Source organism: Sulfoacidibacillus ferrooxidans (genome assembly GCF_022606465.1).
GTDB classification, from domain to species: domain Bacteria; phylum Bacillota; class Bacilli; order Alicyclobacillales; family SLC66; genus Sulfoacidibacillus; species Sulfoacidibacillus ferrooxidans.
Window position 1 is genome coordinate 1 of record NZ_JALBUF010000125.1, and the last position, 277, is coordinate 277.

A 277-nucleotide genomic window follows, 5' to 3' on the forward strand; every position below is an offset into this window, starting at 1 on the left:
CTCCTTGGGACCATTGGTTCTCGATCTTGAGAGTGTAGTCCCCGCCTTGCGAGCGTTTACGAATGAGCTGGATGTTGGAGGGTTTATCCCCTGTCTTCGAATCTCAAACTAGGTTGTAGATCGCAAGGTTGTGCGGATCCGACCGACTTGGAGGTGTACGTGCTGTGTATTTTGTTGGTATTGACATTGCTAAACGCAATCATGAAGCCTGTATCATCGACTCAACTGGGCAGATTCAAGGCAAGACGCTACGTTTCACAAATTCTCAGGCTGGTGG

Annotated in this window: 1 protein-coding gene; it reads left to right on the forward strand. The window is 49.1% G+C overall.

Annotation, left to right across the window (positions count from 1 at the left end; all coding sequences use genetic code 11):
- Positions 1-164 precede the first annotated feature (164 nt).
- A partial coding sequence (locus MM817_RS16670) for an IS110 family transposase (RefSeq protein ID WP_241717196.1) occupies positions 165-277 on the forward strand: 113 nt, incomplete at its 3' end.